Raw genomic sequence first — 2,047 nt, 5'->3', positions numbered from 1 at the left:
CAAAAAAAAGCGGCCGTCTTTCAACAACCGCTGAATGTCAGCCGCCTCTCATCTCCTGATTAAAATCAGGAGCATTCTTGGCGGTAGATCGTAAAAAACTTAGTAAACCGCGGTCGTCGTACGTCTCCGGCCACTCTATTATTTTACTAATTTCACGACGCGTTGTATATTTGGGTATGGCCACCCACGCGCGATCGGTTCGGACAGAAGAAAGGATAACTCTATAGGCTTGTAGGAAGCGAACAATACCCGCTGTAAGATATTGTGTTATCTTGAGTTGCTGAGCCTCTATTGCCTTAATCATGGCCTGGTTAAAGTATATTAGAGGTGTAGTAAGTGAGCCATCAATAAAGACGAGCTCGTGCGGAGCATTAGATGCAAGCTCAAGTTCCATTCCGATCCATAAAGGCCCTTAGTATGGTCCCAGTTCCAGAATCATGAACCTCCATCTCTACCAACACCTTGTGGCGTGGCTCAGGCCAATATCGAGTTTCAGAAGGTGGGGTAAGACCCTCAACGGCTACAGCTGCTGCTGCAACTAAATCATTGGTTAATAGATGTTCAATCGCGTAAGAACCATCAACGCCACAAGTGGTAGGTATTGGTATATAAGGAAGTTCTGACTCCCTGCGTAAAATACCAAGATTCATTAATTTCTTCCGCCATTGCTCCCTTTGCTCATGTACTTTTTCAAAGCCTTCAAGTAATGCCTGGCTCAAACCTTCGGTGCATTGTAATACTTCATTTACTAAAGCACTTGGTAATTCAGCAAATAAATTATTAATCTGCTCGTTCATAATTGGGTCTCACCTAGTTTTTAGGGTAAGATATTTGAGAGCTATTTTCAAACGAGGTCTTAATTGGGATATATTCTCCGTAAAAGAAACTTTTCCCTGTTTTAAGGCAAATAAAAACCCGCATTTTTTCGCCCGCAATACCTGCAGCCAAAAGGTAATATATACCCAGGTCCCATGGTGATAAAACATAGTGGTAAAAATGTGGGCTACACCCTATTCAGGAATTTTCCTTTCATAAAGTTTTAAAGCTTGTGTTTAGCGCAAATGCCCGGGTTACGTGCCCGGCGGAAAACTACGAAAACATCCTCCGCCTCTTACAGAACCAGGCTAAACCTTTGGGGTAGCGACAAGGGCACTATCGGCACCCCGATGCTGTGCCCCCCGCCCAGTACGATGGATACCGTGGGTTTGGAGAGGCTGGCAATCATTTCTGCAATAGCCAGTCCGGCTTCCACATCTCCCCCTACCGTGTTCAATACTACCAGCACCCCTTCCACCTCCGGGCTCTGCTCCAGGGCAACCAACTGCGGGATGAGGTGTTCATACTTGGTGGTCTTGTTCTGGGGGGGCAACACCAGGTGGCCTTCAATTTGGCCGACAATAGTTAAACAGTGAATGTTGCTTTTAACTTCGGGCACGGGACTGGCTCCCAGCTCTTTGATGGATTCCATGCTTTCTTTAGTACGCCCCTGTACCCGGTGGGGTGTTGGGGTAGACCCGGGGTTACCGGGTTCCCGCACGGGGGATGTGTTGGGCTCTCCCGGAGGGTTTTCCGGGGGCGTGCAGGGATACTCTCCCTCGTGACCCCATATATTCTGATCACCAGACACTCTTATCCATCCTCTCGTCATTTTTTCTCTTCTCTAGTATGGTTATGTTACGGACAAAATACACATATAAACACAAACACGGGCTGGCTAACCCGTGTCTTACCCAAATCCCTGGACCCTTGTATATTCCCCCGCCAGAGCAATTATGATTACCTTTACCCGGAATACGAACCGAGGGAATGGTGGCTATCCGGAAAGCTGGAAAAATGAATTTCAGAAAATAACCCAGTGCTTCCTTATTCAGACGACGTTACGTAATGACGTACGTACCAGTTATTCATATTATAAAATAACCAGTCCATCTTTATCAACTAGCCGACAAAAAAGGTCCGTGTCAAGATCCAGTAGGTATCTCCACAAAAATTTTTTCCCGTTATGAGACCTCACCGCTCAAAAACATTAGCTTCAAGGCAGCGGCCT

At 46.4% G+C, this 2,047-nt stretch carries 1 protein-coding gene and 1 pseudogene; both read right to left on the bottom strand.

The genetic code is table 11. From position 1 onward, the window contains the following. Positions 1-383: 383 nt before the first annotated feature. Positions 384-797 (bottom strand): hypothetical protein, encoded by a 414-nt coding sequence (locus J2Z49_RS14660; protein WP_307403924.1) that lies wholly within the window; start codon positions 795-797, stop codon positions 384-386. Positions 798-1,153: 356 nt separating this feature from the next. Beyond that, positions 1,154-1,648, bottom strand: a pseudogene (locus J2Z49_RS14655) (ClpP family protease); the annotation flags it as partial. Between the last annotated feature and the right edge of the window lie 399 nt (positions 1,649-2,047).

Source organism: Desulfofundulus luciae (assembly GCF_030813795.1).
Taxonomy (GTDB): domain Bacteria; phylum Bacillota; class Desulfotomaculia; order Desulfotomaculales; family Desulfovirgulaceae; genus Desulfofundulus; species Desulfofundulus luciae.
The sequence above is the reverse complement of the archived record's forward strand: the minus strand, read 5'-3'. Positions and strand labels throughout refer to the sequence as shown.